This window comes from Aeromonas sp. 96A (assembly GCF_051919165.1).
In the GTDB taxonomy this organism is placed as follows: Bacteria; Pseudomonadota; Gammaproteobacteria; order Enterobacterales; family Aeromonadaceae; genus Aeromonas; species Aeromonas veronii.
Genome location: NZ_JBQBFE010000001.1, coordinates 436,317 through 462,381, shown reverse-complemented (window position 1 = coordinate 462,381; position 26,065 = coordinate 436,317). Strand labels below are relative to the sequence as shown.

Annotated in this window: 24 protein-coding genes and 1 pseudogene; 5 read left to right on the top strand and 20 right to left on the bottom strand. The window is 57.9% G+C overall.

What is annotated here, in order from left to right:
• Positions 1–3: 3 nt before the first annotated feature.
• The 12 genes from holB to yceD all read right to left on the bottom strand — a co-directional run bounded on the left by holB (position 4) and on the right by yceD (position 9,621).
• Complete coding sequence (gene holB / locus ACTG2W_RS02185; protein WP_106843694.1) at positions 4–951, bottom strand: DNA polymerase III subunit delta'; 948 nt, start codon at positions 949–951, stop codon at positions 4–6.
• Positions 936–1,577, bottom strand: coding sequence for a dTMP kinase (gene tmk, locus ACTG2W_RS02180; protein ID WP_106843693.1), 642 nt, complete (start codon positions 1,575–1,577; stop codon positions 936–938). The genes holB and tmk overlap by 16 nt, the downstream gene beginning before the upstream one ends.
• Complete coding sequence (mltG, locus tag ACTG2W_RS02175) at positions 1,577–2,578, bottom strand: endolytic transglycosylase MltG (protein ID WP_181281635.1); 1,002 nt, start codon at positions 2,576–2,578, stop codon at positions 1,577–1,579. Before mltG ends, tmk begins: the two co-directional genes overlap by 1 nt.
• On the bottom strand, positions 2,568–3,374 hold the full coding sequence (gene pabC / locus ACTG2W_RS02170; RefSeq protein WP_106843692.1) for an aminodeoxychorismate lyase: 807 nt from the start codon (positions 3,372–3,374) through the stop codon (positions 2,568–2,570). The genes mltG and pabC overlap by 11 nt, the downstream gene beginning before the upstream one ends.
• Positions 3,375–3,442: 68 nt before the next feature.
• On the bottom strand, positions 3,443–4,684 hold the full coding sequence (gene fabF, locus ACTG2W_RS02165; protein WP_106843691.1) for a beta-ketoacyl-ACP synthase II: 1,242 nt from the start codon (positions 4,682–4,684) through the stop codon (positions 3,443–3,445).
• Between the two features lie 82 nt (positions 4,685–4,766).
• Positions 4,767–5,003 (bottom strand): acyl carrier protein, encoded by a 237-nt coding sequence (acpP, locus tag ACTG2W_RS02160; RefSeq protein WP_005300909.1) that lies wholly within the window; start codon positions 5,001–5,003, stop codon positions 4,767–4,769.
• A 158-nt stretch (positions 5,004–5,161) separates the two neighbouring features.
• Positions 5,162–5,896, bottom strand: a complete 735-nt coding sequence (fabG, locus tag ACTG2W_RS02155) for a 3-oxoacyl-ACP reductase FabG (RefSeq protein ID WP_005351850.1) — start codon at positions 5,894–5,896, stop codon at positions 5,162–5,164.
• 13 nt (positions 5,897–5,909) lie between these two features.
• Positions 5,910–6,845: an ACP S-malonyltransferase gene (gene fabD / locus ACTG2W_RS02150; RefSeq protein WP_106843690.1), complete on the bottom strand. Its 936-nt coding sequence runs from the start codon at positions 6,843–6,845 to the stop codon at positions 5,910–5,912.
• A 71-nt stretch (positions 6,846–6,916) separates the two neighbouring features.
• The gene (locus ACTG2W_RS02145; protein WP_106843689.1) at positions 6,917–7,876 is read right to left on the bottom strand and encodes a beta-ketoacyl-ACP synthase III; all 960 of its coding nucleotides are present in this window, start codon (positions 7,874–7,876) and stop codon (positions 6,917–6,919) included.
• Positions 7,877–7,883: 7 nt separating this feature from the next.
• Positions 7,884–8,903 (bottom strand): phosphate acyltransferase PlsX, encoded by a 1,020-nt coding sequence (gene plsX / locus ACTG2W_RS02140; RefSeq protein ID WP_106843688.1) that lies wholly within the window; start codon positions 8,901–8,903, stop codon positions 7,884–7,886.
• A 9-nt stretch (positions 8,904–8,912) separates the two neighbouring features.
• The gene (gene rpmF / locus ACTG2W_RS02135) at positions 8,913–9,080 is read right to left on the bottom strand and encodes a 50S ribosomal protein L32 (protein ID WP_005300935.1); all 168 of its coding nucleotides are present in this window, start codon (positions 9,078–9,080) and stop codon (positions 8,913–8,915) included.
• A gap of 19 nt (positions 9,081–9,099) precedes the next feature.
• Positions 9,100–9,621: a 23S rRNA accumulation protein YceD gene (gene yceD, locus ACTG2W_RS02130; protein WP_013723766.1), complete on the bottom strand. Its 522-nt coding sequence runs from the start codon at positions 9,619–9,621 to the stop codon at positions 9,100–9,102.
• A 118-nt stretch (positions 9,622–9,739) separates the two neighbouring features.
• Here yceD and ACTG2W_RS02125 point away from each other — a divergent pair, with 118 nt between their 5' ends.
• On the top strand, positions 9,740–10,321 hold the full coding sequence (locus ACTG2W_RS02125; RefSeq protein ID WP_106843687.1) for a Maf family protein: 582 nt from the start codon (positions 9,740–9,742) through the stop codon (positions 10,319–10,321).
• 100 nt (positions 10,322–10,421) lie between these two features.
• Here the strand turns inward: ACTG2W_RS02125 and ACTG2W_RS02120 are convergent, their stop codons facing one another.
• Both ACTG2W_RS02120 and rluC read right to left on the bottom strand, forming a co-directional pair.
• Complete coding sequence (locus ACTG2W_RS02120; protein ID WP_106843686.1) at positions 10,422–11,096, bottom strand: HAD-IA family hydrolase; 675 nt, start codon at positions 11,094–11,096, stop codon at positions 10,422–10,424.
• Positions 11,096–12,040, bottom strand: coding sequence for a 23S rRNA pseudouridine(955/2504/2580) synthase RluC (gene rluC, locus ACTG2W_RS02115; RefSeq protein ID WP_042030945.1), 945 nt, complete (start codon positions 12,038–12,040; stop codon positions 11,096–11,098). Before rluC ends, ACTG2W_RS02120 begins: the two co-directional genes overlap by 1 nt.
• Before the next feature lie 412 nt (positions 12,041–12,452).
• On the opposite strand from rluC, the gene rne reads away from it, so the two are divergent.
• Both rne and ACTG2W_RS02105 read left to right on the top strand, forming a co-directional pair.
• Positions 12,453–15,509 carry a ribonuclease E gene (gene rne / locus ACTG2W_RS02110; protein WP_106843685.1) on the top strand — a complete coding sequence of 1,019 codons (3,057 nt, stop codon included), beginning with the start codon at positions 12,453–12,455 and terminating at the stop codon, positions 15,507–15,509.
• 114 nt (positions 15,510–15,623) lie between these two features.
• Positions 15,624–16,526 (top strand): annotated as a pseudogene (locus ACTG2W_RS02105) (IS3 family transposase); the annotation flags it as partial.
• A 165-nt stretch (positions 16,527–16,691) separates the two neighbouring features.
• Here ACTG2W_RS02105 and ACTG2W_RS02100 read toward each other — a convergent pair.
• The 4 genes from ACTG2W_RS02100 to apbC form a co-directional block, all read right to left on the bottom strand.
• Entirely contained in the window at positions 16,692–18,164 is a 1,473-nt protein-coding gene (locus ACTG2W_RS02100) for an inorganic phosphate transporter (RefSeq protein ID WP_047439689.1), read from the bottom strand.
• Between the two features lie 377 nt (positions 18,165–18,541).
• On the bottom strand, positions 18,542–19,123 hold the full coding sequence (dcd, locus tag ACTG2W_RS02095; protein WP_005336719.1) for a dCTP deaminase: 582 nt from the start codon (positions 19,121–19,123) through the stop codon (positions 18,542–18,544).
• Between the two features lie 63 nt (positions 19,124–19,186).
• Positions 19,187–19,831: a uridine kinase gene (udk, locus tag ACTG2W_RS02090; protein ID WP_005345570.1), complete on the bottom strand. Its 645-nt coding sequence runs from the start codon at positions 19,829–19,831 to the stop codon at positions 19,187–19,189.
• A gap of 110 nt (positions 19,832–19,941) precedes the next feature.
• Entirely contained in the window at positions 19,942–21,024 is a 1,083-nt protein-coding gene (gene apbC, locus ACTG2W_RS02085; protein WP_128835681.1) for an iron-sulfur cluster carrier protein ApbC, read from the bottom strand.
• A 186-nt stretch (positions 21,025–21,210) separates the two neighbouring features.
• Between apbC and metG the strand changes: the two genes are divergently transcribed.
• Positions 21,211–23,244, top strand: a complete 2,034-nt coding sequence (gene metG / locus ACTG2W_RS02080; protein ID WP_128835679.1) for a methionine--tRNA ligase — start codon at positions 21,211–21,213, stop codon at positions 23,242–23,244.
• A 137-nt stretch (positions 23,245–23,381) separates the two neighbouring features.
• On the opposite strand, the gene ACTG2W_RS02075 is transcribed toward metG, so the two are convergent.
• Both ACTG2W_RS02075 and ACTG2W_RS02070 read right to left on the bottom strand, forming a co-directional pair.
• Positions 23,382–24,248 carry a CHAD domain-containing protein gene (locus ACTG2W_RS02075; protein ID WP_106843682.1) on the bottom strand — a complete coding sequence of 289 codons (867 nt, stop codon included), beginning with the start codon at positions 24,246–24,248 and terminating at the stop codon, positions 23,382–23,384.
• A 15-nt stretch (positions 24,249–24,263) separates the two neighbouring features.
• On the bottom strand, positions 24,264–24,536 hold the full coding sequence (locus ACTG2W_RS02070) for an acylphosphatase (protein WP_005345583.1): 273 nt from the start codon (positions 24,534–24,536) through the stop codon (positions 24,264–24,266).
• An 82-nt stretch (positions 24,537–24,618) separates the two neighbouring features.
• Here ACTG2W_RS02070 and ACTG2W_RS02065 point away from each other — a divergent pair, with 82 nt between their 5' ends.
• Complete coding sequence (locus ACTG2W_RS02065) at positions 24,619–26,049, top strand: methyl-accepting chemotaxis protein (protein WP_106843681.1); 1,431 nt, start codon at positions 24,619–24,621, stop codon at positions 26,047–26,049.
• Positions 26,050–26,065 lie beyond the last annotated feature (16 nt).

The following is a 26,065-nucleotide window of genomic DNA, read 5'->3' as shown; positions in this document are numbered from 1 at the left end:
TACTTATAACCAGCGACTGAGCCAGTTCATCAGATGGATGGTGGGATTGGAGAGCTGACCCGGCTGGCATGCCGCTTTCAGGGCAACAAGATCTTGTTCTGTTGCCAGCAGTTTTTCGCTGGAGTGCTGCTCCGCCAACCGCTGACTCAAGATGGCCAGATCAGGCATTGCCAGCTGATGGTGACCACATCCTGCCTGGGTTTTCAGGGCATCGCACAAGAAGAGCTGCAACCAGTGCAACCTGACCTGCGTCTCCTGACCAAGCTGGCTGCACAAAGCCATTGCCTTGACCGGACTTTGACTCAGGGCGACAAACTGTTCCAGCAGTTCGCGGCGAGTCCCATCCTGTTGCTGCTCGATATAGTCGAGTACCCGCAGCGGGGCACCCTGACAGATCCGCACCTGAGCCAGAGTGGCCTGATGACCCTGCTCGGCCAACCAGCGTACTGTCTCCCTTTCTGCAGGCAACTGACAGACATGTTTGTGACAGCGACTGAGAATGGTGGGAAGCAACCGGGAAACCTGGGAGGCAATCAGCAACAGCAAGCTGTCGCCGGCCGGCTCTTCCAGGGTTTTCAGCAAGGCATTGGCTGCCGATTCGGTCATCCGTTCCGCATCAGGAATGATCACCACCTTGCCACGGCCGAGCTGGGCAGAACCCTGCAGCCGGGTGCAGATCTCGCGAATGGCCTCGACCCCGATGGTCTTGCTGTCACGCGTTATGGTGCCGAGATCCGGGTGGTTGCCCTTGTCAAACAGCTGGCAGGAGTGGCAGTGGCCGCACGGCTCTCCGCGATCCGGTTGCTGGCAAAGGTGTAAACGCGCCAGTCGCTCGGCCAGTTGCTCCTTGCCAAGCCCGGGATCGCCCAGCAACAACCAGGCGTGGCCGAGACGACCGGACTGTGCCGTCTGGCTCAGGGCATGCCAGTCTGAGATCAGCCAGGGATACATAGCGACTCGTTCGACAGATAGTGATCCAATGCACACTCGATGGCAGCTTTGACCTGTTCCGGCGTTTGCGCCGCATCGATCACCACAATGGAATCATCCTTGGCGGCCAGTTCGAGATAACGAGTTCGGGTACGCTCGAAGAAGCTCAGTTGCTCCAGTTCGATGCGATCCAGTTCGCCGCGATGGCGAGCACGCTGCAAGCCAAGGGCAGGATCGATATCGAGATAGAGGGTGAGATCCGGCTTGAAGTTGCCGAGCACTGCCTGCTTGATGGCACCGATAAGAGCAGCATCGATGCCACGTCCCCCCCCCTGATAGGCCTGGGAGGAGAGATCGTGGCGATCCCCCACCACCCAGACACCGTCGGCCAGTGCGGGTTTGATGCGGGTCTCCACCAGTTGTACCCGGGAGGCATACATCAGCAGCAATTCCGCCTCGATGGTGAGGCGCTCGTCGTGCACCTCTTTGACGATAGCTCGCATCCGCTCGGCCAGCGGCGTACCACCCGGCTCACGGGTGCACTCGATCCGGTTGATGCCGTGACGCTGTAGATAGTCGGTCACATAACGAACGGCCGAGCTCTTCCCTGCCCCTTCCAATCCTTCGATCACAATAAATTTAGACATTAGGGTTTCTTCAATATGTATTCGCGAACCGCCCGATTGTGTTCATCGAGGGTCTTGGAGAAATAGTGGGCACCGCCCCCCTTGGCGACAAAGTAGAGATAATCGGTCGATTTGGGGTTAAGCGCAGCTTCGATGGAGGCCTTGCCCGGCATGGCAATAGGCGTGGGCGGCAGGCCGTCGATCACATAGGTGTTGTAGGGATTCTTGTCGGTCAGATCGCTGCGGCGAATATTGCCATCGTAGCGATCCTTCACCCCGTAAATGACGGTGGGATCGGTTTGCAACTTCATGCCCAGACGCAGACGATTGACAAACACCGAGGCGATCTGTGCCCGCTCGTCCGGCTGACCGGTCTCTTTCTCGATGATGGAGGCCATGATCAACGCCTCGTAGGGGGTCTTGTAAGGCAGGTTGGCCTGACGTTTCTCCCAGCTCTGCTGCAGGAAAGCCTCCATATCCTGATGGGCACGACGCAGGATCGAGAGATCGCTGGCATGGGTGGTATAGGCGTAGGTTTCCGGCAGGAACCACCCCTCCAGCTTGCCATTCTCGATGCCGAGCTCCTGCGCCAGGTCGGCTTCTGATTGCTCGACGGTCAACCGCTCAAGATATGGGGCGCTGGAGAGCTGCTTCTGCCAATCCTCGAAACGGGAACCTTCGACGAAGGTGAGGCTGAAGTGAAACTCCTTGCCCGATGCGAACAGAGAGAGGGTCTCCTTGAGAGGGGCCCCTTCCTTGATTTCATAGGTGCCCGATTTGATGGCCACCAGTTCGGGATGGCTGCGCAGCCAGAGCCGCACCGCCCAGGGGCTGGTTTCACCCTCCCCCAGTTCGGCGATGAGGCGCGCCGCATGGGCGCCCTTCTCCACTGTAAAGAGCCGGGTCGGTCCCTTGTTGGTGAGCGTCTCTACCTGTTGCCATTTGTAATGTACATAGCCCCCGGCAGCGGCTACCGTCAGTGCCGCCCCCGCGAGCAGGGTGTAAAGCCGATTAAACTTCAATGACCAAACGCTCCTGTAAACGGCGACTCAATACCGCTGTGGGATAATGGATATCCTCGATGCCATTGACCGGCACGACCCCCATCAGGGTATTGGTGAGCCACACCTCTTCCGCCTGCCATAGTGACTCCAGCGGAGCCTCTACCACACGCAACTCAATACTCATCTGTTTCAACATCGCCATCACCTGGCGGCGCATGATGCCATCGACACCACCGCGGGCGAGATCGGGCGTAAACACCGTCTTGCCCCGACGCCAAAACAGATTGGCACTGACCCCTTCAATGAGAAAACCACGACTGTTAAGCACTATCCCTTCGACTGCATTTCGGCTGACAAGTTCGCTTTTCAGCAATACCTGCTCCAGACGATTCAAGGTTTTAAGCCCGGCCAGCATGGGAGCATCACCGATCCGCTGGCGGCACACCACCATCTCGATCCCCTCCTGTTGCCACTGGCCATAGTGAGTGGGAAACGGCGCCAGAGTGACAATCCGGGTTGTGTGCTGACATCCGCTGCCGTCATAGCCCCGCCCCCCCTCGCCGCGGGTCAGGATCACCTTGGCCACGCATTGTGGCTGGTCGGCCACCATCTCTTCAACCTCTCGGGTCAAGAGATCCCAGTCCGGTTCAACCAATCCCAACCGGTTGTTCGCCTGCTGCAACCGTGCCAGATGGGCAGGCCACTGCAACACGCGACCTTCCCTGACCGCCATGGTGGTGAAATGGCCGTCACCATAGGCCAGCCCCCGATCATGGGCCGAGATGGTATCAAGCTTCATGCCATTGATAAGCAAAGGGATCCCTCCGATAAAAAAGGCCCGATACCGGCAGTATCGGGCCTGTGTCTTTGCCCTGCGGCAAATTATACGCGTTTGAAGATCAGTGAGCCATTGGTGCCGCCAAAACCAAACGAGTTGGAAAGGGCGTACTCGAAGCTGCCTGACTTGGCCACATGGGGCACCAGATCCAGGTCGCACTCATCATCCGGGTTGTCCAGGTTGATAGTGGGCGGAGCCACCTGATCACGTAGGGCCAACACGGTGATGATCGCCTCGATGGCACCAGCGGCGCCCAGCAGGTGACCGGTCATGGACTTGGTGGAGCTGATCATCAAAAATTTGGCGTGCTCACCAAACACCGACTTCATGCCACGCAGCTCGGCCACATCACCCAGCGGGGTGGAGGTACCGTGCGCGTTGATGTAACCAATCTGCTCGGGGGCAATGCCGGCATCCTTGATGGCATTTTTCATTGCGCGAGCGCCACCATTGCCATCTGCGGGAGGCGCAGTCATGTGGTACGCGTCACCGCTCATGCCAAAACCGACCAGCTCGGCGTAGATCTTGGCGCCACGGGCCTTGGCATGTTCGTACTCTTCCAGCACCAGTACACCGGCACCGTCACCCAGCACGAAACCATCGCGATCTTTATCCCACGGACGGCTCGCTTTTTGTGGCTCGTCGTTGCGGTTGGAGAGTGCCTTGGCGGCAGCAAACCCACCCATCCCCATCGCTGTGGAGGCTTTCTCGGCACCGCCGGCGACCATCACGTCGGCATCACCGTAAGCGATCATCCGGCCAGCCATACCGATGGCATGGGTACCAGTGGTACAGGCGGTCGTCACGGCGATGTTCGGCCCTTGCAGACCTTTCATGATGGAAAGATGACCGGACACCATATTGATGATGGTGGACGGAACGAAGAAGGGACTGATCTTGCGCGGGCCGCCGTTGACCAAACTTTCGTGGTTCTGTTCAATCAGACCCAGACCGCCGATACCGGAGCCAATCGCCACGCCGACACGTTCGGCATTCTCTTCATTGATGGTCAGGCCGGAATCATCCAGCGCCTGCATACCGGCCGCGATGCCGTATTGAATGAAGAGATCCATCTTGCGAGCGTCTTTACGGTTGATACCGTACTGCTCGGGATCGAAATCCTTGACCAGACCTGCGAAGCGGGTTGCAAACTCGCTGGCATCAAAGTGTTCGATAAGGGAAATGCCGCTCTGCCCGTTGAGCAGTGCTTGCCAGCTGGATTCGGCAGTGTTACCCACCGGGGAAAGCATCCCCAAGCCGGTCACCACGACTCTGCGTTTTGACACTGAGGTAGTCTCCGAGAGGTGTTTTGAAAAGGAACAAATACAAAAGAAGCGGCCCTTGGGCCGCTTCTTTCAGAACAGGAACTTATTCCTGATTAGCGGTGATGTAGTCGATAGCCGCTTGAACAGTGGTGATCTTCTCGGCTTCTTCATCAGGAATTTCGGTATCGAATTCTTCTTCCAGCGCCATTACCAGTTCAACGGTATCCAAAGAGTCAGCGCCCAGGTCGTCGACGAAGGAGGCAGCGTTCTTAACGTCTTCCTCTTTAACACCCAGTTGTTCGATGATGATTTTCTTTACGCGTTCTTCGATGTTGCTCATGACCTGAATTTTCCTTTAAAAATACGCTATTTGCGTCTGGTTGGGGTAGTTTATTCAATTGACGTGAGTTTGCAAGTAGCTTGCCGCTGGTCAAACCACGAAATGTGCCAAACTTCGGCGTACTATCGCAAATTTGAACAGATCTCACGACAAATTGATTACACCATGTACATCCCGCCATTAACATGCAGGGTTTCGCCGGTGATATAGGCTGCTTCATCAGAAGCCAAGAATACCACAGCTGCGGCAATTTCTTTTGGATCACCCAAACGGGCGGCAGGCACCTGACTCATGATGCCGGCACGTTGATCGTCATTCAGGGCACGGGTCATGTCGGTTTCGATGAAACCGGGGGCAACCGCGTTCACTGTGATACCACGGGATGCCACTTCCCGCGCCAACGATTTGGTAAAACCAACCAGACCGGCCTTGGCGGCAGCATAGTTGACCTGACCGGCATTGCCCATGGTTCCCACCACGGAGCCAATGCTGATGATGCGACCGTGACGTTTCTTCATCATGGCACGCAACACCGGTTTGCTCAGACGGTAAAGCGAGGTCAGATTGGTATCGATGATCTCGTTCCACTCGTCATCTTTCATCCGCATCAACAGGTTGTCACGGGTGATCCCCGCGTTGTTGATCAGGATGTCGATGTCGCCAAAGCGCGCCTTGATGGCGGCGAAGACGGCTTCGATGGATTCCTGGCTGGTCACGTTCAGTGCCATGCCGCAACCATTGTCGCCCAGATAGGCGCTGATCGCCTCGGCACCGCTCTCGCTGGTCGCCGTACCGACCACTTTCGCGCCACGGGCCACGAATGTTTCGGCAATCGCACGGCCGATGCCACGACTGGCACCGGTCACCAACACAACCTTATCGGTAAAGCTCATCTCTTGCTCCTGTTTACTTGATCTGGGCCAGCGCCTGCTCGAAAGAGGCGGCATCGTTGGCGTGAATACCTTCCACGCGCTTGTCGATACGCTTGGCGAGCCCGGTCAACACTTTGCCCGGTCCCATCTCGATCTCGAGGGTAACCCCCTCGTTGGCCATCTGCTCGACAGTCTCGGTCCAACGAACCGGGCTGAACAGCTGACGTACCAGCGCTTGCTTGATGGCGGCCGGATCCTGTTCACAGGATACGTCGACATTATTGATGACCGCGATGGTTGGAACCTTGATCTCGATCCCGTCCAGCGCAGCTGCCAGTTTTTCTGCGGCAGGTTTCATCAGCGCGCAGTGAGACGGCACGGAGACCGGTAGCGGCAGCGCACGCTTGGCGCCCGACTCTTTCATCAACACGTTGGCTCGCTCAACGGCCTCTTTGTGACCGGCGATAACCACCTGGCCCGGGGAGTTGAAGTTGACCGGAGAGACCACCTGCCCTTGTGCCGCTTTTTCGCAGTTGGCGGCGATGGATTCGTTATCCAGACCGATGATAGCCGCCATGGCGCCGGTGCCTTCCGGTACCGCTTCCTGCATGGCCAGACCACGCAGCTCGACCAGTTTGACCGCATCGGCAAAATCGAGTGCGCCGCTGCAAACCAGCGCGGAGTACTCACCCAGGCTGTGACCCGCCATGACGGCAGGGGTTGCCCCACCCAGCTGTTGCCACAGGCGCCACAGGGCGACAGAGGCAGTCAGCAGTGCAGGCTGGGTGCGCCAGGTTTTGTTCAGATCTTCAACCGGACCATCCATCACCAGGGCAAACAGGTCATAACCCAGCACCTGACTCGCCTCGGCGAAGGTCTCCTTAATCACGGCATGTTGTTCGGCCAGCTCGGCCAGCATGCCAACGGACTGGGAACCTTGTCCCGGGAAGGCAATGGCAAATTGGGTCATCATTGATTCCTTTTAGATAAGACAAAAATGAAATCGGTGACGGGATGATGGAGACACCATCCCGCCGAAGATCAGAGGCGAACCAGCGCCGAGCCCCAGGCAAAACCGCCGCCAAAGGCCTCCAGCAGTACCAGCTGACCCGGTTTGATCCGGCCATCCCGCACCCCTTCATCGAAGGCGACAGGGACGGACGCAGCAGAGGTGTTGCCGTGCTTGTCGAGGGTCAGTACCACTTTATCGAGGCTCATACCGAGCTTCTTGGCTGTGGCGCTGATGATGCGGAAGTTGGCTTGATGCGGCACCAGCCAGTCCAGCTCGCTCGGCTCGATGCCAGCAGCGGCCAAGGTTTCGGTGACGATCTCGCTCAAACGGGTGACAGCGACCTTGAAGACATCGTTGCCCTTCATGTACATATAGGCTTCGAGCTCGGCACCCGGCATGCCGCGGCGAGGGTGCGGCAGCTTGAGCAGCTCGCCATAACGGCCATCGGCATGAAGATGAGTAGAGAGGATGCCCGGCGTCTCGCTGGCACCGACAATCACGGCCCCTGCCCCATCACCAAAAATAATGATGGTGCCGCGATCTTGCGGATCGCACATGCGGGAGAGCACATCGGCCCCAACGACCAGCACATGGCGGGCTGCGCCGGATTTGACGAACTGATCGGCAATGGAGAGCGCATAAGTGAAGCCTGCGCAAGCAGCAGCCACGTCAAAGGCAGGAATGCCCGGAACGCCGAGCAGCCCCTGCAGCTCACAGGCGGCAGCCGGGAAGGCATTTTCAGCACTGGTAGTGGCCAGCACTATCATATCGAGATCGGCAGCGGTCAGACCGGCTGCATCCAGGGCGCGCAGGGCGGCCTGGTAAGAGAGGGTGGCAACGGTTTCGTCAGCCCCGGCAATACGGCGCTCACGGATACCGGTGCGTTCCACGATCCACTCATCACTGGTCTCAACCATCTGCTCGAGATCGGCGTTGGTACGCACTGAACTCGGCAGGTAGCTGCCAGTACCCAGAATTTTGCTATGCATAGAGTTCTTATAGATCCCTGTCAGAGAAGACAGCTTCAAGGCGATCTGCTATTTGCAGTGGAAGTTGATGTTTGGCCTCTTGTGCGGCCAGCAGGATCGCATTACACAGAGCGCGCCGTTCGGCCCGCCCATGACTTTTTACCACAATGCCGCGCAATCCTAACAGACTTGCCCCGTTATACTGGTCGGGGTTCAGGTAAGAAAAACGTCGTTTGAACATAAATCCGGCGATCCGGCCAAGAAAAGTGCGTTTCTTGCGGGGATATCCGGCCAGCTGGGCCATCATCCGCACCACCCCTTCTGCCGTCTTGAGGGCGATATTGCCGACAAAACCGTCGCAGACGATCACGTCGCTGTCGCCGCTGAAGATGCGATCCCCTTCGACAAACCCGACATAATTGAGCGCGTGGCACTGACGCAACAATTCGGCACTGTGGCGCACCAGATCGTTGCCCTTGATCTCCTCCTCGCCGATGTTGAGCAAGGCAACACGGGGGGATGCAATGCCTTCTACCTTTTCGGCAACGACAGAGCCCATCACCGCAAACTGCAGCAAGGTATCCGCATCGCAACTGACGTTGGCGCCTAGATCCAGCATCACGGTACGTTTGCCGCTCAATGTCGGCAATGCCTTGATGAGGGCGGGTCTGTCTACCCCTGGCAGGGATTTGAGCACGCACTTGGCCATCGCCATCAACGCACCGGTATTGCCGGCACTGACGCAGGCATCGGCCTCACCGGCTTTCACCAGATTGAGCACCACCCGCATGGAGGAGTCTTTCAGAGTACGCAGCGCCACGATCGGTTTATCGCCCATGCCAACCACCTGGGATGCATGTACGAAACGAACGCGGGGATGATTCAGCAAGCCATGTTGCTGCAGCAGAGAAGAGGTCTGGTGCTGGTCGCCGACCAGGATCAGTTTTAGCTGGGGTAAAAGAGACAGTGCCTGCACGGCGGCAGGCACTGTTTCCGAGGGGCCAATATCTCCCCCCATGATGTCTAGCGCGACAGTTTGCGTAGACAAAGGCAATCCTTAAGCGATTACCTTTTTACCGCGGTAGAAACCATCGGCAGTCACGTGGTGACGACGATGGATTTCGCCACTGGTCTGATCAACAGTCAGGGCAGCGGTGGTCAGCGCATCGTGGGAACGACGCATGCCACGCTTGGCACGGGTTTTACGGTTCTGTTGTACGGCCATTGTAGGCTAACTCCTAAATTCACTTACGTTTAAGCTCTTCAAGAACTGCAAAGGGATTCGGCCGCTCATCAGCAGGTTCGATTTCACCCCAAGTCATCTCCATGTTTCCTCTCGGGCATGCATCCAGAGAATGCATTGCGACTTGAGGCAACGAGAGGATGAGTTCATCCTCCAGGATTTGATGAAGATCTATCTCGCCGTTTTCGTCCAACTCAATGGGCTCATAAGCTTCCGGCAGTTCTTCCTCGTTTGTTCTTTCGAACAGCGGAGTGTAGATAAATTCAGCTTCACAGAGGTGTTCGAATGTCTCTCCGCAACGTTGGCAAACCAGGTCAACCTTGGCATGGGCAGTGCCTTTCATAACGGTCAACTTCTGGACATCTTTGCCAAAGTGCAGTGATACATCGATATCACTCTGCAAGCCAGCGGTTGATTCCTCCAGCCTGGGCATCTGCGACTTTTCCACTATCCCGATGTAATCGAGCAGCTTCAAGGCACTACGGACTGGATCAACCTTAACGGGCAACTTCACCTTTTGCATAGGGCGCGAATAATATAGGTCCAACAACTGATAGTCAAAGGAAAAAGTCCTTACCGCCGATGATTTTAACGTCACAAGTCCCTAGAATGCCGGTACTCGCTTTCATCGGTACCTGATTATGCCACAGAATCTGATCCTCGCCTCAACTTCTCGCTATCGCAAAGCCCTGCTGGAGAAGCTCGATCTCCCCTTTGAATGTGCGGCTCCCGACGTAGACGAACGACCACTGGCAGATGAATCCGCTCAGGAGCTGGTGGCCAGACTTGCCCGGGCAAAGGCCCAGGCCATTGCAGATAGTCGTGATCACGGGCTGATCATCGGATCTGATCAGGTGTGTGTCTGCGATAATCACATCCTCGGCAAACCGGGCACCATAGACAATGCCATCGCCCAGCTGATGGCGGCTCAAGGTCGCAGCGTCACCTTCTACACCGGCCTGTGCGTGGTAAATGCCGCAACCGGTGAGGCCCATCAACTGGTGGAACCTTTCACCGTCCATTTTCGCAACCTCGATGAAGCCGCCATTCGCCGCTATGTAGAAGCTGAATTGCCCCTAGATTGTGCAGGCAGCTTCAAATGTGAAGGGATGGGCATCGTGCTGTTCAAGGGGCTGGAGGGGCGCGATCCTAACGCCTTGATCGGTCTGCCACTGATCGGCCTGATCGAGCTGCTGGAGCGCCACGGTATTGCCCTGCCCTGATTGCGGACGAATAAATAAGCTAGATCGAGGATATAAAAAGCCCGGTCAATACACCGGGCTTCTGTTATCAATCAGATTGATGTCTCTTAAAGAGAGGCGTCTACAACAGCGCGCGAAGAGCCGTCATGGAGTCCACCACCGCTACAGGTCCGTGACGACTGAGGGCATCGCGGCTATCTACACCCCAAGTAACGCCAATGCGCGGCATGGCGATCGCCTCGGCCATCGCCATATCGTGAACAGAGTCGCCGATCATTACCGCCTGCCGGGGTGACAGCCCCAGCTCGTCCAGGATCTGCTCAAGCATCAGCGGATCAGGCTTGGAGCGAGCCTCATCGGCCCCGCGACTGGTTACAAACAACGGGCGCAGTCCGGTCTCATCCAATACCCGATCCAGCCCGCGGCGTGATTTGCCGGTCGCGACGGCCAGTTGCAGCCCTCGTGACCGCCAATCATGCAGCAACTCCCCTGCCCCGGAAAACAACGGGCTGGGGGTCGCATCGTGCAGATAGTGATGACGATAGCGATCGATGAGTGCGGCAATCTGGCGCTCATCAAAGGCACTACCACTACCACTACCACTACCACTACTTAAAGGGAACAGACGGGACATGGCGACATCAAGGCTCAATCCGATGATCTGCCGGATCTGGGTTGGTGCAGGAACCGCCAGCTCACAATCTCTGGCGGCCCCCTGCACACAGGCCACAATCCTGCCCACCGAATCCATGAGGGTACCGTCCCAATCGAAAATGGCGAGCCGGATATCCTGCATCAGCGTGGCAAGCCGTTGAGGAAGTTGTCGAGTTCAGGTGCCAGCGGCGCTTCTACCTGCATCTCGCGACCATCGGCCGGATGGGTGAAGCTGAGCTTCCAGGCATGCAAAAAGAGCCGTTTTAGCCCTTGGCTGCGCATTTTCTCGTCAAACGCCGCTTCACCGTACTTATCGTCACAGGCGATCGGGTGACCGGCATGCAGGGTGTGCACGCGGATCTGGTGGGTACGGCCAGTAATGGGGCTGCACTCGACCAGAGTCGCTTCGGCAAATTGACGCACGATGCGGAACCGGGTTTCGGAGGGCTTGCCATCGGCACTGACCCGCACCACCCGTTCACCGGATTGCAGGTCGTTTTTGCGTAGCGGCGCATTAACCACCTTGACGTGAGCCTGCCACTTGCCACGCACCAGCGCCAGATACTGCTTGCGCATGGTCTTGACGCGCAACTGCTCATGCAGGCTGCGCAGGGCGCTGCGTTTTTTGGCAACCAGCAATACACCAGAGGTGTCGCGATCCAGTCGATGAACCAGTTCGAGGAAGCGGGCTTCCGGACGCAGGGCGCGCAGCCCTTCAATCACGCCAAAGCTCAGACCGCTGCCACCGTGTACTGCCATGCCGGAGGGCTTGTTCAGCACGATCATGGCATCGTCTTCGAACAGGATCTGGCTCTCCAGACGCTGGATAACCCCGAGGTTTGCCGAAGGCAGCTCATTCTTCTCGGCAACGCGCACGGGGGGCACCCGTACCTCGTCACCTGCGCAGAGTTTGTACTCCGGTTTGATGCGCTTTTTGTTTACTCGCACTTCGCCTTTACGAAGGATGCGATAGATCAGGCTCTTGGGGACGCCCTTTAGCTGAGTCTTGAGAAAATTGTCGATGCGCTGCCCGTCATGCTCAGCTTCGATGGTGAGCAGCTGCACTTGTTGATGTATCTGTGTCATGGCGCGGATTTTACCACTGCCAGCGCCCCTTGGCTGCTGGTTTGTTGAAAAATGGCGCCTTGCTATAAAAGAGGTTTAAATGGGATAATAAACAAGGTTTTGTCATTGTGTTCAAGCCTTGTACTAAGTGGCCAAAAAGTATGCCACCCAATCCCGAAACACCGTGTATACAAGAACATGACGGTTCCCGGGTGCGAGGTACAACGCATGGAGAACACAAACATCACCGTTTATTTGTCTCCATTTCGGCATCCTTATTCATTCCTTCTCGAGAAGTGATGACCAGAACGCCCTTAGTTTGCGCCTCATGCATACCCCAACCGGGAGGTTGCCCCAGTATGCTGAAGACCCGAGGCCGGCGCTGGCAGGACCCAGATGGAGGAAATCAAAATGACACAATAATGAGAACTCAATGAAAAGAATGCTTATCAACGCAACTCAAGAAGAGGAGTTGCGCGTAGCGCTGGTTGACGGACAACAGCTCTACGATTTGGATATTGAAAGTCCGGGACACGAGCAGAAGAAAGCGAACATTTACAAGGGTAAGATCACCCGCGTAGAACCCAGCCTTGAAGCTGCTTTTGTCGACTACGGCGCCGAGCGCCACGGTTTCCTGCCGTTGAAGGAGATCGCCCGCAATTACTTCCCCTCCGGTTACTCCTATCAGGGTCGTCCCAACATCAAAGAAGTGGTCCGCGAAGGTCAGGAAGTTATCGTCCAGATCGACAAGGAAGAGCGTGGCACCAAGGGTGCAGCCCTCACCACCTTTATCAGCCTGGCAGGTAGCTACCTGGTACTGATGCCCAACAACCCCCGTGCCGGTGGTATCTCCCGCCGCATCGAGGGTGATGAGCGGACTGAACTGAAAGAAGCCCTGAGCGGATTGACCGTGCCGGAAGGCATGGGCCTGATCGTACGTACCGCAGGTGTGGGCAAGTCGCCAGAAGAGCTGGAGTGGGATTTGAACGTCCTGCTCAATCACTGGGACTCCATCCACAAGGCCTCCCAGGAGCGCGCCGCGCCGGTACTGATCCACCAGGAAAGTAACGTCATCGTGCGTGCCATCCGTGACTATCTGCGTCGCGATGTGGGCGAGATCCTGATCGACAATCCGGTGATTTTCGAACGCGCCAAGGCCCATATCGAGCTGGTGCGTCCGGATTTCCTCAACCGTGTGAAGCTGTACAAGGGTGAAGTTGCCCTGTTCAACCACTTCCAGATTGAGAGCCAGATAGAATCTGCCTTCCAGCGTGAAGTGCGCCTCCCCTCCGGCGGCAGCATCGTTATCGATCCGACCGAAGCGCTGACCTCCATCGATATCAACTCCTCCCGCGCCACCAAGGGCGGCGATATCGAAGAGACTGCGTTGCAAACCAACCTGGAAGCCGCCGACGAAATTGCCCGTCAATTGCGTCTGCGCGACTTGGGTGGCCTGATCGTAATCGACTTCATCGACATGACGCCGGTTCGCCATCAGCGCGAAGTGGAAAACCGTCTGCGTGAAGCGGTTCATCAGGATCGTGCCCGCATCCAGCTGGGTCGGATCTCCCGTTTCGGTCTGCTGGAGATGTCTCGCCAGCGTCTGCGCCCCTCCCTCAACGAATCCAGCAGCCATATCTGCCCTCGTTGCCAGGGTCAGGGCGTGATCCGTGACAACGAATCCCTCGCCCTGTCCATCCTGCGTCTCATCGAAGAAGAGGCCATGAAGGACAACACCGAGCAGGTTCACGGTCAGGTGCCGGTGGATGTTGCCGCCTATCTGCTTAACGAGAAGCGTGCCGCCATCGCCAGTCTGGAGCAGCGCAATGATGTGCGTGTTTACATCATTCCGAACCAGCATCTGGAAACCCCGCACTACGAAGTGACTCGTATTCGTCAGAACGAGATCCCTGAAGCGGCCAGCTATGAGCTGAAAACCGAGATTGCCAAGCCGGTCTACCAGCCGAAGCAAGCTCAGGTGATCGAGCGTGAGCAACCGCTGCTGCAAGGCTTTGCCCAGCCGACTCAACCCGCGCCAGTTGCAGCACAGCAGCAGACAGCCCCGGCCGTTGCCGCTGCACCTGCCGAAGCAGGTTTCTTCAGCAAGCTGATCAAAGGCATTACCGGCCTGTTCAGCAGCGATGCAACCCCTGCCGAAGTAAAAGCTCCGGCTGATAAACCGGCTGCTCGCGAAGCTCGCAAGGAAGAGGGTCAGCGTCATCAGCGCGAAGAAGGTCGTGGCCGTGGTCAGCGTCCTCGTCGTGACGACAATCGTGGCAACCGCAACAATGCGGAAGCTGGTGAAAACCGCAATCGCCGTCCCCGCAAAGAGCGCGAGCCTCGTCAGGAGCGTGAAGCTCGTGGCGAAGTACGCAGCGAACAACGCATGGAACGTGAACCCCGTCAGGAGCGCGAGCCTCGCGAGCCGCGTCAGGAACGTGCGCCACGTCCGGCCCGTGAACCTCGTGCTCCCCGTGAGCCGCGCGCCGAAGTCGTTGTTGACGCAGTAGATACCGTCGATGCATCTGCTGCCCAGCCACGTCAGGAGAAAGAGCAGAAAGTAGCCGAGCGCCGCGAACGTCGCCAACTGCGCAAGCAGATCCGCGTCGATGTCGCCGCTGCTGACACCCCTGCCCTGCCGGTTGACGAAGTACCAGCGCAAGCTGAAGTGATCGATGCCACCGTGGGTAACGAGCAGGAAGAGCAGAGTGAAGGCCAGCGCCGTTCACGCCGCACTCCGCGCAGCCAGCGTATCGAAGGTCAGCGCCGCAAGCGCATCAACGAAGATGCCCGCAGCCAGCGTGACGAAGAACAGCAAGATACCACCACTCTGACCACCGCAGCTCAGGCAGATATTGCCAAAGCGCAGGTCGAAGAGCCGGTAGTGCCTGTTGTTACCATCCCGAGCGCTGAAGCCGTCGCAGCTGCCCTGCAAGCTTCTGCGGCACTGACCGAGCATGTGGTTGTCGAAGCCGTTGCTGAAGAAGCTGCCGAGCAGGCTGCTGCCCAGGTCGAAGCAACTCAAGCAGATCTGATCGCTAGCCCGGTTGTTGCAGCTGTTGCAGAAGTCGTGGTTGCAGCAGAGCCGGAAGTTGTCGCCGCTCCGGCTGTCGACATGGCTGCCACTGAAGTCGTTGAAACTGCTCAGGTTGTTGAAGAAGCCCCTGCTGTCAGCACTCCTGTCGTGGAAGCTGAACCGGCTGCAGTCGAAATGCCAGTTGCTGTTGTCGAAGCCCCGGCACCTGTCGCTGCGGTTGTGGTGGAAGAGACTCCGGTCGTGACCAAACAGGTAGCTCACGGTGCCGGCCTGCTGGCTCGTGCCCGCAAAGCATCCGCCCCGATGGCAACCCCTGCCGAAGCCCCTGCCCTGCCTGCTCGTGAGCCGGTTAACTACCCGCCGCTGGTACGCAACGAGGTGAGCACATCAGGTCGTCATGGTGGCAGCACTGCCGCCGTCAACGTGGCCACCTGCCCGGCCGGTCGCCCCTAAGCAACCCTGGTTGACCTCCTAAACAAAAGCCACACCAACCGGTGTGGCTTTTTTATTTCTCGTGTCCCGTCCTGAATATGGTTTACACCTTTCCCCCAATAAATGGAGAACCCGATGGGACAAGGTGTGAAACGGACACAGCGCGATTACTCGCTGACTTTTAAACTGTCACTGGTCGAGCAGATTGAAAAAGGCGAGCTCACCTACAAACAGGCTCAGGTGCGTTATGGCATTCAGGGCCGCTCCACCGTTCTGGTATGGTTGCGTAAACATGGTCGGCAAGATTGGAGCCAGGGGGCTTCTGTGCGCGCCGGCAGGAGCATCACCATGCCTGACCCCGACAACCAGACGCCCGAACAGCGTATCAAGGAGCTCGAGCAGCAGCTGGCGCTGATGAGCCAGAAGGCCCAGTTCTTTGAGGCCGTCGTCGATGTACTGAAGAATGACTACGGCGTCTCCATCGTAAAAAAGCGACCCGGCAAGTCCTCTCGCAGCGGCAAGACCATTGTCAGGGCTTGCCTGTTTCTGGGGATAAGCCGGCAGGCTTACTACAAGCGCAATCGGGTCGCCGACGAGCGCCATGCACAAGGGCTGCAGGTGGTGCGCTTTGTGCGTCAGGTTCGACTGCGACAACCTCGGGTGGGCACTCGCAGGCGGCATTATCTGCTGCAGGGTCAGGATGATGGCGGGCTCAAGGTCGGGCGGGACAGGCTGTTTCAAATATTGGCCGAACACCGCCTGCTGGTGCAGCCTAAGCGGGCGTATCACAAGACCACCCACAGTTTTCACCGTTTCTATCGTCATCCCAACTTGCTCAAGGCGGGGCCAGAGCAGGTCACACCGGTGGTCCCGGAGCAGGTCTGGGTCGCAGATATCACCTATCTGCCCGCCAGGAGCGGGCCGCTGTACCTGAGCCTGGTGACGGATGCGTACTCACGCAAGATAGTGGGCCATCATCAGTCACTACATGAACGGGATTTTGAAAGGAGTGTTGCTATAGGAAAACGCCGTACTCAACTCTGTGTTTGCGCTTTGGGTATCCCTGAGAAAGTTCATTCCAAGCGTTAATGTTCAGCATCACGACTGTTGATAGCTTTAGTACATAAACATGTTTGTTGGCATATTAATGCGGATCGCAGATATGAAAAAAGGGCCCGCAGGCCCTTAGAAAAAATAGCGATGTTATCCACCAAACAGATGGTGGCTGACGATAAACAGGCCACCGGAGAGCAGCATTGTCAGCGGCAGGGTCAGCACCCAGGCCATCAGGATGGTCTTGATGGTCTGGCTCTGCAGGCCGGATTTGTTGGCTACCATGGTCCCCGCCACCGCAGAAGAGAGGATGTGGGTGGTGGACACTGGCATACCGGTCAGACTAGCGACCCCGATGGAGGTTGCTGCCGTGATCTGGGCCGCAATGCCCTGGCTGTAGGTCATGCCGGTGGTGCCGATCTTCTCGCCCACGGTATGAACGATACGACGCCAGCCCACCATGGTGCCGCAACCCAGCGCCAGCGCGATGGAAACGATCACCCAAGTCGGTGCGTATTCAGCGGTCGCGGTCAGATCCTTGCGCCATTTGGCCAGATCGGTCAGCTCCTTGGCGGGCAGCGGCAGCTTGGCAGCCTTGCGGGCGGTGTCATCGATACAGAGCAGCAGACGACGCACTTCGCGGCGGTCGGTCAGGCTCATCTGGTCATAAGTACGCACGGCACCCAGACGGGCATCCAGGGTGGCCATCGCCTGCAGCACGCCATCGGCGGAGCAGTGGGTCATCAGCTCTTCCTGAGCCGTTGCCGGTGCAGAGAAGTTGATGACGCCAGAGAGGGCGGACTGGTTGCGCTGGTAGATCTCCATGATGCGCTGGTTGGCATCCTGGGTCCGGTCCAGATCATAGGCGCGGCTGTTCATGTCCAGTGCGAAATAGGCGGGTGCCATGCAGATCAGCACCAGCATCACCAGACCGATCCCCTTCTGACCATCGTTGGAGCCGTGCACGAAGCTGACGCCCATGGCCGAGGCCACCAAGGTCAGACGCGCCCAAAACGGCGGGTGCTTCTTGCCATCCACCAGCTGACGCTCTTCCGGTGTTTTGTGGATCTTGTTGCTGGTCCAGATGCGCTTCATCGCCAGCAGCAGCAGTGCCGCGATGATGAAGCCGATGGTGGGAGAGATGATGAGGGAAAGCATGATGTCGATCGCTTTGCCCACGTTGATCCCTTCTGTCACCGGTTTATGGGTGATCCAGGCATAGGCGCCGCCTACCCCCAAAATGGAACCGATCAAGGTATGTGAACTGGAGGCCGGGATCCCGAAGAACCAGGTGCCCAGGTTCCACACGATGGCGGAAAACAGCAAGGAGAAGACCATAATCAACCCTTGGGTGGAGTCCATCCCAAGCAGCAGGTCGATGGGCAGCAGATGGACAATGGCATAGGCCACACCCAGACCGCCGAACATGACGCCAAAAAAGTTGAAGATCCCCGATGCAACGACCGCCAGGTGAGCTGGCATCGCCTTGGTATAGATAACCGTTGCTACCGCGTTGGCGGTATCGTGAAAGCCGTTGATAAATTCATAGGCAAGCACAAAAAAAACGGCCAATACCAAACCGATTGACCACCACAAACCCAAACCACTAAACATTTCAAACATAAAAAAAAGCCTGTTTATGAGTTGCGGCGGATTATGCCAGATGGCGGCCAACACCATAGCCACCATTGAAATATTTCAGCCATAAAAAAAAAGAGCTTTTTGGAAAAAAATATCCTAGAGCCAGTCTTCATGAGGCTTGCCATCGATTAATTAAAGCCATCAATGATTGCGGGAAAGGGCAAAAATAGCTGACAATTAAGCCAATAATTTCATTTTTATGACGCTTTTATGACAGGAAAACGGGCGGAAGTGGTGATAAAACGTCCCTACCCCGCCAATCTCATCCGACCAGCACCATCAACCCCATATCCGTTTGATTCCAGATGCAAAAAGGGAGCACCTTGTGCTCCCTTGAATCGTTGCCGTGTTGCCAGTTATCAGTCCTGATTGATGCGACTGGCAACGGCGCCCTGCTGGCTCTTGTACTTGGCATTTTCCCGCTTGTTGTAGGGGCGGGCCGCGACGCCGGAGAGCATCTCGAAGTTCAAGGCGCCGATCTTCATCTTCGGACGCAACGCCAGCGGCAGTTTGCCGCCGTTGTAGAACTCCAGCACGATGCGACCGGACCAACCCGGATCGATGCGGTGCGCCGTCACGTGCACCATCAAACCCAGGCGTGCCAGTGAAGAGCGGCCATCCAGCCAGCCGACGATATCGGCAGGCAGGGTGACGGATTCGTAGGTCACCGCCAGCGCCAGCTGACCCGGGTGAAGGTAGAAGGCTTCGCCATCGGGGATGTGGATCTCGTCACTCATCACCCGATCGATGGCATCGGCCATCTCGCTGCTCGGGCCGCTCAGGTCGATATAGGGCGCGGTATGATCGCGAAACACCCGAAACTCGTTACCCAGCAGCACATCGACACTGACACCACTGATCCGCTCTACCCCGGGCCGTGGCTCAATGACGATCTTGCCTTCATCCAGATGGCGTTCAATATCGGTATCACACAGACGCATTGGGCGACTCTCCTGACAAATTGTGCTTTTAAAAAAGCCGGGCATCACCCGGCTTGTTTCATCTTAACCAATCAACATGTGGCGGATACGCGCTTTGAGCATGTCGATGGCGATGCGGTTCTTGCCACCACGGGGCACGATCACATCGGCGTACTGTTTGGACGGCTCGATAAACTGCAGGAACATCGGACGCACCGTCTTCTGGTACTGCTTGAGCACGGAGTCCATGGTACGGCCACGCTCCTGCACATCACGCACCAGACGGCGCAGCAGGCAGATGTCGAGCGGGGTATCCATAAAGATAGAGGCGTCCATCAGATCCCGCAGACGGCTGTCGGTCAGCAGCAGGATCCCCTCCAGAATGATCACCCGGCGCGGCGCAAACGGGGTCACTTCGCTCATCCGGGTGTGTTCGGTGTAGGAGTACTGGGGAATGGCTACCGCGTCACCTTTGACCAGCTGGCTCAGGTGCTGTACCAGCAAGTCGTGATCCAGCGCGTTGGGGTGGTCATAGTTGGTCTTGACCCGCTCTTCCATGGTCAGGTGGGTCTGATCACGGTAGTAGCAATCTTCGGTGATCACACCAATCTGACCTGCGCCCAGTTCGGCCACCAGCTCTTCATAAATGGTCTGGGCTATAAGACTTTTGCCAGACGCAGATGCGCCCGCAATACCGATGATCACACACGAATGTTGAGTATCAGACATGACAAATACCTAAAAGAGAAGAGCAGTGGGGATGGTTTAAACCGATCCATTATATAAAAAAGGGTGGGTCATGCCCACCCTCAATTCCCTTTCAAGTGACCGACCGCCGATTATTCATCCAGCGCCATGGCATAGAGGGGGGTCGCAATCGGTTTTGCGCTGAAAAAGAGTTCAGCCCCTACCCTGCGCGCCAGCTTCAAATAGGCCTGAGCCAGGCTCCCTTCCGGTGCGCCGAACACCGTCGGACAGCCATCATCCATGTGTTGGCGGATATCGATGTGCAGCGGTAATTGACCAAGCAGTGCCACTTGATACTGCTCTGCCATCTTCTGGCCGCCACCGGTACCAAACAGCGGCTCATGGTGACCACAGGCGCTGCAGACGTGATAACTCATGTTCTCGATGATGCCGAGCACCGGCACATGGACCTTGTTGAACATGGCGATCCCCTTGCGGGCATCGGCCAGCGCCACATCTTGCGGGGTGGTGACGATCACTGCCGCCGAAGTCGGCACCTGCTGGGCCATGGTGAGCTGGATATCGCCAGTGCCCGGCGGCATGTCTACCACCAGATAATCCACCTCGCCCCAGCGGGTCTCATGGAGGATCTGCGCCAGCGCCTTGCTCGCCATCGGGCCACGCCAGATGGTGGCATCCTGCTCGGAGACCAGATAGCCGATGCTGTTGCTCTTTAGGCCGCAGGCCATCACCGGCTCCATCAGCTTGCCGTCATGGCTGACCGGGCGCTCTTTGAGGGTGCCCATCATGGTGGGAATGGAAGGGCCATAGATATCGGCATCGAGAATAGCGACCCGCGCCCCCTCTTTTTGCAGGGCCAGCGCCAGATTGACCGCGGTGGTGGACTTGCCTACCCCCCCCTTGCCGGAAGCAACCACGATGATGTTGCGAATGCCCTGCACGGCATTGAGGCCCTGCGCCCGCGGCATGCTGGCGACGTCAATCTCCAGTGCCCAGTCGATACGGGCGGCACCGGTGGCGCTGCGCAGTCTGGCATCGTAGTTCTCTTTGAGCTGATCGAGCAGCGAAAGACCGGCAAACGGCAATACCAGCCGGATAGTAAGCTCCTGACCCTGATTGATGATCTCGCGAACGAATCCGGCATCCACCAGATCCTTGTGCCAGCCTGCTGGCTTAAATTCGGCGAGGATCTGTTTTACTGAATCAATCACCATTAACTCCTCATTATCTTGTCATTATCTTGAGGTGAACGGTTACCGCACACAAATCAGTGGCTTGCCTGCCATCGTAACAGCAGGTGCTGCCAAGGTTGGCATAGCCACAACCCTAGGCAGGCTACCCCCAATTCGGGTAACATGCACGGCACTCTATCATCCCAACAAGCACATCAAGAACGTAATATGGCAACTGATCCTCGTAAAATGCTGGTAACCTGCGCCCTCCCCTATGCCAATGGCTCCATTCACCTTGGCCACATGCTGGAACATATCCAGGCCGATATCTGGGTTCGTTATCAGCGAATGCGCGGTCATCAGGTGCACTTCATCTGTGCCGATGATGCCCACGGCACCCCGATCATGCTCAAGGCGCAACAGATGGGGATCACCCCGGAAGAGATGATTGCCGCTGTCTCTCAGGAGCACCAGGCCGATTTCGCCGGGTTCAACATCAGCTTTGACAACTATCACTCCACCCACAGCGACGAAAACCGCGAGCTGGCGGAGCTTATCTATGGCCGCCTGAAAAATGGTGGTTTTATCAAGAGCCGCACCATCTCCCAGCTGTTCGATCCGGAAAAATCCATGTTCCTGCCGGACCGTTTCGTCAAGGGTACCTGCCCCAAGTGCAAATCTCCGGAGCAGTATGGCGACAACTGCGACAGCTGTGGCGCCACCTACAGCCCGACTGAGCTGATCGATCCGAAATCTGCCGTCTCCGGTGCCACTCCGGTGATGAAGGACTCAGAGCACTTCTTCTTCGACCTGCCGCAGTTTGAAAAATGGCTCTCTGAGTGGGTGCGCGGCTCCGGCGCCATTCAGGAAGAGATGGCCAACAAGATGCAGGAGTGGTTCGAAAGCGGCTTGCAGCAGTGGGACATCACCCGTGACGCCCCCTACTTCGGGTTCGAAATCCCCGGCGCCCCGGGCAAGTATTTCTACGTCTGGCTGGATGCCCCCATCGGTTACATGGCCTCTTTCAAGAACCTGTGCAACAAGCGTGGCGACATCGACTTTGACAGCTACTGGAAAGCGGACTCCGACGCCGAGCTCTACCACTTCATCGGCAAGGACATCGCCTACTTCCACTGCCTGTTCTGGCCGTCCATGCTGGAAGGTGCCAACTTCCGCAAGCCGACCAAGGTCAACGTGCACGGCTATGTGACCGTCAACGGCGCCAAGATGTCCAAATCCAAGGGCACCTTTATCAAGGCATCCACCTACCTGAACCACCTGGATCCGGAGTGCCTGCGTTACTACTACGCCGCCAAGCTCAACAGCCGCATCGACGATCTGGACTTGAACCTCGAAGATTTCGTGCAGCGCGTCAACGCCGACGTGGTCAACAAGCTGGTCAACCTCGCCTCCCGCAACGCCGGCTTTATTGCCAAGCGTTTTGGCGGCAAGCTGGCTGCCACCTGCGCCGAGCCCGAGCTCTACGCCGAGTTTGCCAATGCCCGTACCGCCATTGCGGAAGCCTATGAGAGCCGCGAGTTCAGCCGCGCCATCCGCGAAATCATGGCGCTGGCCGACAAGGCCAACCGCTACGTGGACGACAAGGCGCCCTGGGTTATCGCCAAGCAGGAAGGGGCGGATGCCGAGCTGCAAGCGGTCTGCTCCGTTGGCATCAACCTGTTCCGCGTGCTGATGGCCTATCTCAAGCCCGTCATGCCGCTGCTGGCCGAGCGTGCCGAAGCCTTCCTGGCCGAAACCCTCAGCTGGGATGGCATCGAGATGCCGCTGGTCGATCACACCGTTGCCCCGTTCAAGGCCCTCTTCTCCCGCATCGAGCCGGCGAAGATTGAAGCCATGATCGAGGCCTCCAAGGAAGACTTGGCCAAGGAGCAGGCACCGAAAGTGACCGGCCCGCTGGCTGATGACCCCATCAGCGAAACCATCACCTATGACGATTTTGCCAAGATTGACCTGCGCGTCGCGCTGATCAAGAAGGCCGAAGCGGTACCGGAAGCCGAGAAGCTGCTCAAGCTGCAACTGGATATCGGCGGCGAAACCCGTCAGGTGTTTGCCGGTATCAAGTCCGCTTACAACCCGGAAGATCTGGAAGGCAAGCTGACCGTGATGGTGGCCAACCTGGCGCCGCGCAAGATGCGTTTCGGCATGTCCGAAGGCATGGTGCTGGCTGCTGGCCCGGGCGGCAAGGATCTCTGGATCCTGGAGCCGCAAGAAGGTGCCCAACCGGGCATGCGCGTCAAGTAAGCGTATCGCTGACTGCGACCACAGCCAGATAGAGAAGAGAGGCCAAACGGCCTCTCTTTTTTTGTCTCGCATTTGTGGCTTGGAGAGTTTTTGTAGATGCTGGTCGCGGATGACTTTCGTAGATTGCGGCCTCGGGGCTATCCACCGCTTGACTTGGCGGACGATACATTGTGTTCTGAATACCTGACCATCCGACTTGGCATGTCATCCACGTTGTGGCCTGCCTGCATCGCCAGTTTGAGCGCCACCAGCTCTGCCTGCTGGCAGTCTAGTTGACGCAAACGGGCGGTGATCTTCCCCTTCAACTGCTGCCGCAGTTTCGTCTGCTTGCGGGTGTTCCCCTGCTCTGCTCGCAACCTCCGCCGCCATTGACGCCAATCCTGCAACTGGCCGAGTCGCTCCTGCCAGTGAGTCAGAGTACTCAACCAGCCGGGATCTCCACTCCCCAGATCCAGCAACAGTTCCACGCCATAACGGGCCTGCTTGATCTCGAGGCGCAACCGATGCCAGCGGCGCAACTGTTGCTGACGGGAGCAGGCAGATTTCCCAACGCAGGGAATAGGTTCATCGCGAGCGCTCTGCGCCTCATCAAGGCGCAGGGCCAGATGCTGCTGATAGAGGAACGCCAATGCCCGTGCATCCGGCACCTGCGCCACCGCTGCAAGCCAGCGGGCCAGTCGCCGCGACAACAGGGGCACGCGACAGGCCGATTTGTGGGTATTGCCCGTGCTGGCAGGCAGCTTGCCAAAACGCTCGGCGTAGACCTGAGCATCCCGCAGCGCCGAGAGCCGCCCGACCGAGCGCAGCAGACGCCGCTCCAGCTCGGGATGATAGGTGAGTGGCCGCCACAGGGCGAGCAGCGCCAGCAAGCGGCGCGCTGCGATACGGTAGCCATGCACGGCCGGTTCGCTGGCCTCTTCGCGCACCGCCCGCGCCGCCTCCTGATAACGGGCGACCCAGCTTGTTGCCTGAGTCAGCAACAGACCTTCCTTGTCAGCGTCCATCTCATCCCCGCCCCTTCAGTTGGTGTGAAAGCCCTGACCGGTGGGCGGCAGCGCCTCCTCATACTCCATCCGGGTCACCCGAGCGGTGCGCGGGCCATGTTCCAGCCAGCCCAGCATCATCTGTACCCCCTGCGCGGGGCCGCTGATGAGGATCTCCACCGAGCCATCCTCCAGGTTGTAGGCATGGCCCCGCAAACCCAGTTGCAGCGCCCGCTCGCGGGTGAAATAGCGAAATCCCACCCCCTGCACCTGCCCCCACACCCGAATGACAAACGATTGCTCTCCCATTTCTCACACCTTCTGCTTAAGAAAAAAATTCCCGAGACGATAATGTGCGCGACACTCTATCTCTGCAGGATGCAGCTCCATTATGAAAGAAGTTAAATTCCGGTGGGTTGACCGCTATCTCATTCACCTTACCATCAGTGAAAAATTCCATATCGCGTTCTGGTTACCTCTCTTCATCATCGCCTTTCTCAGCTGGTATATGCTGGCGGCCAGCCATCAGCAGGAGATCTCCCTGCGGGTAGCGCAGTTGCAGCAACGGGTCGAGACCACGGCGCAGCTGGTCAGCCAGCAGCCCACTCTGGTATTGCCTGCTGATCTGCGTCTGGCCCGGCAAGGCAGCAGCGGGTTGCAGCAGCAAGGAGATCACTACCTCTTTAGCGCGCCAGCGGGTCAGGCAGGCTACGTCACCGGTGATCTCGATACCGGCAACCTCTCCATGTGGGAAGGTCAGGGCTCGACCCTGCTTCTGATCGGCGCGCTGGCCGCCCTGATGGCGCTGGTGATCCACTACATGATGACCTTTGTCTCCGGTGCGCTCTACTCCACCAACAAGGCGCTGCAAACCGTGGCGGACGGGGATCTCACCTTCCGTCTCAACTTCTTCCCGGTGCGGGACGAGTTCTCCACCCTGGCGGGCAGCATCGACCGCTTTACCGACCGCCAGCACCAGATCGTCAAACTGGTGGAAGAGTCTGCCGAAGCGCTGACCATGGCCGCCGACGAGTTTCGTGATCATGCCTGCGAAGGCGAGACCATGGCGCGTTCCCAGCGCCAGCACATGGATTCACTGGCCACTGCCATGGAGCAGATGTCGGCGGCGATCCGCGAAGTAGCGCGCAATGCCAACGACACCCTGCTGCAGACCCGCCAGTCGAGCGAAGAGGCGGCCAATGGCGCCAACCGGGTAGCCCGCACCATCGAAGCGATCCGTACTCTGGCCGACGAGATTAGCAACGCCTCCGGTGCAGTCGAGCGGCTCACCCACAACGCCAACCGGATCAACGAGGTGGTCAACGTCATCAACGCCATCTCCCAGCAGACCAACTTGTTGGCCCTCAACGCCGCCATCGAGGCGGCCCGTGCCGGTGAGCAGGGTCGCGGCTTTGCAGTGGTGGCGGATGAAGTGCGTACTCTCGCCAGCCGTACCCAGCAGGCGACGGTGGAGATCCAGCAGATGATCGAAGAGCTGCAGACCGGTACCGGCGCGCTGAACGAGATCATGGAAAAGACTGTAGGGCGCGCCGCCAACAGCCAGCAGCTCATCAGCGAAGTGGGGCTAGATATCGAAAAACTGAGCAACCACAGCGATGCGGTGCTGGAGATGAGCACCCAGATCGCCACCTCCAGCGAGGAGCAGAGCTCGGTTGCCGCCGAGATCACCCACAATCTGGATCAGGTGCGCCATGAAGCGGCGCAGGTGGAGGAGTCTGCCAGTGCCTCGGTAGCCGGCACACAAGGGCTGAAAGCCACCGCCAGCGAACTGACCCAGGCACTCAAGGGGATCACTCTCTGACGCTGCCGAATAACAT